The 6,899-nt window shown below is 53.8% G+C and carries 8 protein-coding genes; 3 read left to right on the forward strand and 5 right to left on the reverse strand.

Annotation, left to right across the window (positions count from 1 at the left end):
* Positions 1–638: C40 family peptidase (locus RTK32_RS16590; protein ID WP_312045914.1), on the reverse strand; the 638-nt coding region annotated here is incomplete at its 3' end.
* Positions 639–999: 361 nt separating this feature from the next.
* Between RTK32_RS16590 and RTK32_RS16595 the strand changes: the two genes are divergently transcribed.
* Complete coding sequence (locus tag RTK32_RS16595; RefSeq protein ID WP_253454438.1) at positions 1,000–1,338, forward strand: Grx4 family monothiol glutaredoxin; 339 nt, start codon at positions 1,000–1,002, stop codon at positions 1,336–1,338.
* Positions 1,339–1,395: 57 nt separating this feature from the next.
* Here the strand turns inward: RTK32_RS16595 and rnt are convergent, their stop codons facing one another.
* The 4 genes from rnt to eptA form a co-directional block, all read right to left on the reverse strand.
* Entirely contained in the window at positions 1,396–2,046 is a 651-nt protein-coding gene (gene rnt / locus RTK32_RS16600; RefSeq protein ID WP_312045903.1) for a ribonuclease T, read from the reverse strand.
* 103 nt (positions 2,047–2,149) lie between these two features.
* Positions 2,150–2,557, reverse strand: coding sequence for a lactoylglutathione lyase (gene gloA, locus RTK32_RS16605; protein WP_312045905.1), 408 nt, complete (start codon positions 2,555–2,557; stop codon positions 2,150–2,152).
* A gap of 207 nt (positions 2,558–2,764) precedes the next feature.
* Positions 2,765–3,862, reverse strand: coding sequence for an alkene reductase (locus tag RTK32_RS16610; protein ID WP_312045907.1), 1,098 nt, complete (start codon positions 3,860–3,862; stop codon positions 2,765–2,767).
* Positions 3,863–3,925: 63 nt separating this feature from the next.
* Positions 3,926–5,593, reverse strand: a complete 1,668-nt coding sequence (gene eptA / locus RTK32_RS16615) for a phosphoethanolamine transferase EptA (protein WP_312045909.1) — start codon at positions 5,591–5,593, stop codon at positions 3,926–3,928.
* 131 nt (positions 5,594–5,724) lie between these two features.
* On the opposite strand from eptA, the gene RTK32_RS16620 reads away from it, so the two are divergent.
* Entirely contained in the window at positions 5,725–5,964 is a 240-nt protein-coding gene (locus RTK32_RS16620; RefSeq protein WP_312045911.1) for a DUF1289 domain-containing protein, read from the forward strand.
* Positions 5,965–6,030: 66 nt separating this feature from the next.
* Positions 6,031–6,549 (forward strand): superoxide dismutase [Cu-Zn] SodC, encoded by a 519-nt coding sequence (gene sodC / locus RTK32_RS16625; RefSeq protein WP_312045913.1) that lies wholly within the window; start codon positions 6,031–6,033, stop codon positions 6,547–6,549.
* Positions 6,550–6,899: the final 350 nt, after the last annotated feature.

The following is a 6,899-nucleotide window of genomic DNA, read 5'->3' on the forward strand; positions in this document are numbered from 1 at the left end:
TGATCCGCTGAGGCGCGGCCGTTAATACTGAAAAAGACCAGATCGCCTTTTTCCAGCTCGTTCCGCTTGATAGAAGCGGCATCCCGCAGATGGTACATCTCGTTAGCGGTACGAGGAATTTTAAACTTGACCAAATCCTTATAGGCATACCAGACGAGGCCACTGCAGTCGAAACCGGTTTTAGGTGAGGTGCCGCCCCAGAGATAGGGTTTGCCCAACTGGTTCATCAGCTTGTTCATCGCCGTTTCGCGGGCTTTCTGATAGCGTACGCGGTGCGCTTTGCTGAGCTTAAGCGGGGTGGAGGCCGAGCCGCTGGTTAAGGCTTCCGTCTCCTCGTTGCGCAAACGGTGGCGACCATAACGTTTTTTAGTCGGCGGCGCGGCGGTGGCCTGCCGGACTTTCTTACGCAAGGTGAGTTTTTTAACCAGCGGCGTACGGCTTTTGGTTGGGCTGGCTTCTTTAACTTTGCGGGTAGAGGTTTTAACCGGGCGCCGCTTGCGGCGATCGTCTTCACGAGCAGGCGTGGTGCTGTCTGCTTTGTGGTGGGTCGCTTTAACGGCAGCGTGTGGCGATGCGTGCGCCATAGTCATAAACAGCTGGGCAAAGGCCAGCATCAGCAACGTGATGAGTAAACGCATCTTTACCATTAACAGTTTGTGCTCCCGCCAGTGGCAAGAGCTTGGCTAAATAAGGAGATCTGCGCCTGGGCAGTCAGTTAAGAGGATTCTAATCGAACTCCTTACTAAAAAGTAAGGCCTTTTTTGTTTCAATCCTCGTGAAGCGGTAAAACCTGTAAAATTTAGCTTGTTCAACCGCTTATCTGCGCAAATTTACCGCTGTTTTTTTACAGTTAACGCAGCGCAGTATGGCAGAAAATGATATTTTAACATTTTGTTTGCTGAACGTACCGGCGGTGGGTGAATGAAAATGACATTTTCATCACGCTCGCAGACTCGCTACACTATACAGACACGAAGTAGCCGATTGAGGAAGGCATTTATGAGCACTATTGAGAAGATTGAGCGCCAGATCGCAGAAAACCCGATTCTGCTGTACATGAAAGGTTCCCCAAAACTGCCGAGCTGTGGCTTCTCTGCACAGGCCGTGCAGGCACTGTCTGCCTGTGGCGAGCGTTTTGCCTATGTCGATATCCTGCAGAATCCGGAAATTCGTGCTGAACTGCCTAAATATGCCAACTGGCCGACTTTCCCGCAGCTGTGGGTAGACGGCGAGCTGGTCGGCGGCTGTGACATCATCATTCAGATGTTCCAGGCGGGCGAACTGCAGCAGCTGATCAAAGAAACCGCACAGAAATATCCTTCCGACGCGACAGAATAAAGCGTAGCGTTAAGCGAAGTGACTAAGACGGGCCTGACATTGCGTCAGGCCTTTTTTTTAGTCGACGTTTTCCATTACCGGCAGCGGCCAGCCACCCAAACGTTTCCAGCGATTAACCAGCTCACAGAACAGATCGGCCGTCTGCACCGTGTCGTAAAGCGCCGAATGCGCTTGTGAACTGTCGAAAGGCATCCCGGCCGCCGTACAGGCTTTGGCCAGCACCGTCTGTCCCAGCACCAGGCCACTCAGCGCGGCGGTATCAAAGGTGACAAACGGGTGAAAAGGGTTACGTTTCAGCCCGGCTCTTTCTGCCGCAGCGTTCATAAAATTCAGGTCGAAAGTGGCATTGTGCGCCACCATAACGGCACGGTTGCAGCCCTGATCCTTAATGCCTTTGCGGACGGCTTTAAAGATGGCATGCAGCGCTTCGTATTCGCTGACCGCGCCGCGCAGCGGATTGGCCGGATCGATACCGTTAAAGGCCAGCGCTTCGGGCTGCAGAACGGACCCTTCGAACGGCTCAACGTGAAAGTGGAGCGTTTCGTCTTTCTCCAGCCAGCCATCCTCATTCATTTTTAGCGTGACGGCGGCCACTTCCAGCAAGGCGTTGGTTTTGGAGTCAAAACCGGCCGTTTCCACATCGATCACTACCGGATAAAAACCGCGAAAACGGCTGCTGAGGGCGTTAAGTTCGTTCGATTCGGACATCAGGATCTCACAGGGAAAAATTGAGCGCGTATTATGGCAAATTTCGGCATGGGTTGCAGCAGGGGAAGGGGAAAGAAGGGTGCCTGAACGGCACCCTGACGCTTTAAGCGCCCAGGCCGTTGCCCGCGTGTTTGTTTTCAATCAGTTCGATTTTATAACCGTCCGGATCTTCCACGAAAGCGATAACGGTCGTGCCGCCTTTAACCGGGCCGGCTTCACGAGTCACGTTGCCGCCCTCATTGCGAATACGGTCGCAGGTCGCCGCTACGTCGTCCACGCCCAGCGCAATGTGGCCGTAGGCGTCGCCCAGGTCATATTTGTCCACGCCCCAGTTATAGGTCAGTTCAATCACCGCACCTTCGCTCTCTTCGGTGTAGCCTACGAAAGCCAGCGTATATTTATACTCGGTGTTTTCACTGGTGCGCAGCAGGCGCATTCCCAGCACTTTAGTATAGAAATCAATGGAGCGTTGCATATCGCCAACGCGCAGCATGGTGTGAAGTAAGCGCATAACATCCTCTTTAAACAAGCGTTATCATCCGATAACAAGCATAGCCTGAATGTCGCCCGTTTCGGGAACAAAAAGACAGTTCAGGGGGTAAACGGCCCTCAGACCGTTTACCCAAAGGGGAGAATAGCAGTTCTGGCCTGGCCGAAACCAGGAAATGCGTGCTTTCTCCCGCCCGCAGGGGCCAGGCGGTGATAAAATCCGCAGGGCCTACAGGAACGGATAGTCCGTATAGCCTTCTGCACCACCGCCGTAAAAGAGCGCCGGGCGCTGTTCGTTCAGCGGCGCGTTCTGCTGCAGACGCTTGACCAGATCCGGGTTGGCGATGTAGTCGCGACCAAAGGCCACGGCATCGATCAGGCCTTTTTCAATCAGCGCCTCCGCTTTCTCTGCGGTATAACCGCCTGCGCCTACAATCACGCCCGGATAAGCGGCCCGGATAGCTTCGCGGAAAGCCTCGCTGTAAGGCTTGCCGCCCGCCCAGTCCGGTTCAGAAATATGCAGATAGGCCAGATTACGCTTCGCCAACTCGCCGATATAGTACAGCGCGGCTTCCTCCTGATCTTCACCGTTATCCAGACCGTTAAACGGGCCGAGCGGCGAAATACGGATACCAATCCTGTCGGCGTGCCAGGCATCAATAGCCGCATCCACCACTTCCAGCGCAAAGCGCGTCCGATTTTCCACGCTGCCACCATAGGCGTCTGTACGCTGGTTAGAAGCCGGCGAAATAAACTGATGCATCAGATAACCGTGGGCGGAATGCAGCTCCACAAGGTCAAAATCCGCTTCGCGCGCGTTGATAACGGCCTGACGAAAATCGTTAATCACGTCGTCGATCTCATCCAAACGCAGCTCGCGCGGCGTGGAGGTCGCTTCACGGATAGCCTGACCCTGGCTATCGCGCAGAGAGGTGCGGGTTTCGGCGTTAATGGCAGAAGCCGAAACGGGTGCTTTGCCTTCCGGCTGCAGGCTGCTGTGGGAAATACGTCCGGTATGCCACAGCTGCACTGAGCTGTGGCCGACTTCCTGAAGGATGCCGTCATTGATCGCTTTCCACGCGGCCATCTGTTCAGCGGTGTGCAGGCCCGGAGCGCCCGCGTAGCCTTTGGCCTGGAAAGAGATCTGCGTGGCTTCGGTAATGACCAGTCCGGCGCTGGCGCGCTGGCGATAATATTCGCCCATCAGCGGCGTGGGAACATCCCCTGGTTCAATGCTGCGCAGGCGCGTCAGCGGTGCCATAAAAATACGGTTAGGCACGACAATCGCGCCCAGTTTTAAAGGGGTAAAAAGTTTTTTTAGCTGCATTTATCGCTCCTGGTACACCGGCTGCCAACCGCCGATGAGACGGCGGTGGCGAAGCCAAAATTTTTAGTGACTGTTGAGCGTAGTAGAGAAATGCCCGTTACCTGCAACGGCACGGCACGATCGGATCATATCCAGGGCGGGCTGGTATTCTTTGGTTTCAATATTCATCATCCCCAGCAGGGTATGGAAAACATTGTCCTGAGAAACAGCCTCAGTAGAGGCCTGCCGCAGGCAGGTGCTGTCGATACCGAAGGCGCTGGCGTAGCCCTCTGAAAGCCACAGCAGGAAGGGAATGTGCGTTTGCTGCGTGGGGGCGAGCAGGTAAGGCGCGCCGTGCAGATACATCCCGTGTTCACCCAGCGATTCACCGTGATCGGAAAGATAGATCATCGCGACGTTGTAGCGGCTACTGTAAGTCTTCAGCAGGCCTATCGTGTCATCCAGCATCGAGTCGGTATAGACAAGCGTATTGTCATAAGTATTAATTAACGACTGGCTGTCACAATCCTGAATCTGGTTGCTGTCGCAGGTGGGAGTAAACGGACGCTTATCGGCCGGATAACGCCGATAATAAGCCGGGCCGTGGCTGCCCATCTGATGCAGGACAACCACCGTATCGTTTTTCATGCTGTCCAGATAGCGATCGAGCCGCCACAGCAACACCTTGTCAAAGCAGTAATCGTCCTGGCAAAGATTATTCAGCTGCCAACGCGTCATGTCGGTATGCGGCACGCGGTCGCAGGCACCTTTACAGCCGCCGTCATTTTCCCGCCACAACACGCTGACGCCCGCATGAGCCATCACGTCCAGTAATCCTTCCTGATGGTGCGCCAGACTGGCATCGTAGTGCTCGCGCGGCATATTGGAAAACAGGCAGGGTACAGAAATGGCGGTTTCGGTTCCGCAGGAGGTGGCGTTGGGATAATAAATCACGTTATCTTTTGCCAGTTTTGGATTGGTCTCACGCGCGTAACCGCCTAGCGAAAAATTCTCCGCCCTGGCCGTTTCACCCAGCACAAACACCACCAGCGTTTTTTTCTTTTGCGCTAAAATTTGCGGGCCTTTGTGGGCATCCTGGCCGATTTTCACCAGGGTGAGATCGCCGACAAACCAGCGATTATCAATATAGTGACCGATACCGCTGACGACATTGGCTGGCGTAATCATTTTTACCAACCCTTTATTATTACGGATAAGCGAAGCGTAATCTTTATAGAACAGCGCGGCGATGAGCAGTATCCCCAGCAGCGCCGCCAGAGCTGTACCGGTGCGAAAAGCACAGTTCATCCACCAGGGGCGATGGGTCACAATCCTGACCCGCCAGATAAGCAATGCAGGTATAAGCCCCAATATTATCAGCCAGGCAACATAGCGAAAGCTAAGCAGGGCAGTGGCCTCCTGCCTGTCCGTCTCGAATACGTTCTGGATCATATTGGTGTCGATAATGGTGCCAAAACTGTACATAAAATAGGTTGCTGCCGCGCTGACCAGCACCAGAAAAATTAACAGCGGCTTTCTTATCCACGGCAGGGCGGTAACGCTAAAAAGAAATAAAAACCCGCAGAACAGCACCAGCGGCATCGTGGCGGCAAAAAGGTAATCTTTTACTTCGTCATAAGGAATACGTTCCCAGGCGTGCAGGAAGAAAAGCGCATTCGGGACAAGGGTAAAAAATAAGGCAGCATAAAAGTTAAAACTGATTTCGTTGCAGCGTAAGGCGGTCAGCTTCATATAAATTCGTCAACATTAAAACGGGAAAAGAGCATAACGTTATTAGCAAAATTAAACATTAACTGATACTAAACAATCTTAAAAGGCTAACATTAGTATTACATTTCATTTTCCCTGTATCAGGAGCGACGTTGGCCGAACAACTGGAGTTTTTCCCCGTTCCCAGCCCGTGCCGGGGGATCTGTCAGAGCGACGATCGCGGCTACTGCCGCGGCTGCCTGCGCAGCCGCGAGGAACGCTTTAACTGGATGAAGTTCAGTGATGCACAAAAACGCGAAGTGCTGCGGCTTTGTCATCTCCGCTGGCAGCGAGCGCAGCGTATCGCTAAGCCTGCGGCGCCAGACGAGCCGGAACAGCCTTCTCTGTTTTAATTTTCAGGCAGTTCTCTGAATAACGACCAGGCTTATAGCTTCCGTTGCAAAATGTGAGGAAGTGTAATGAGACGTATGAATTTGCTGATGATATCGCTGGCCTTCTGCGGTCTGGCCCACGCTGCCAGTGAAAAAGTGAATATCAAATTCGCCACCCCGGAGGGCTCGGGAGAAAGTATCGGCCAGGTTACTATAGAAGAAACGGCCTATGGCCTGACCTTTACGCCGCAGTTAAAAGACCTGCCACCGGGCATTCACGGTTTCCACGTGCACGCTAACGGCAGCTGCGATCCAAAAATTACCGCAGGGAAAGTCGTGGCGGCAGGCGCGGCAGGCGGGCATCTCGATCCGCAAAAAACCGGCAAGCATTCAGGTCCCTGGCAGGAGGGACACCTGGGCGATTTACCCGCTCTCGTGGTGACGGCTGACGGTCTGGCAACCTATCCGGTGCTGGCGCCGCGTATTAAAAAGCTGTCGGAAATTAAAGGTAAGGCCCTGATGGTGCATGCAGGCGGCGATAACCATGCCGATCATCCTGCTCCGCTGGGGGGCGGGGGCGAACGTTTCGCCTGTGGCATAATCTGACCATGACGCCGCCGTCGGTGACGGCGGCAGGCTTATTGCCTGGCCCGCAATGCGAATATGGCCGACTTCGATCAATCTGCCCTGATTTTTATCTGCTTTGCCTGTTACCCATCCGGTTTTGCCCGTCGCTACGTGGTTATTCCTCGACTCTCATCAACATGGATTCGGCTCTCACCGGCGCGCGCCTGTCACGATCTGTTAACGTTAAAAGAGCGGGCTCTGAATAATAAGGTAAGCCGGGAAGAGCAGGCATTTAACCATTATTTAGCACGAGAGCGGGCATTTAAAGGAAAGCCGGCCGATAAAACGTAGACATGTCTGAGTATATGACCTGGCTGAATGGCGGTTCC

Origin of the sequence: Erwinia sp. (genome assembly GCF_031978025.1) — a bacterium.
In the GTDB taxonomy this organism is placed as follows: Bacteria; Pseudomonadota; Gammaproteobacteria; order Enterobacterales; family Enterobacteriaceae; genus Erwinia.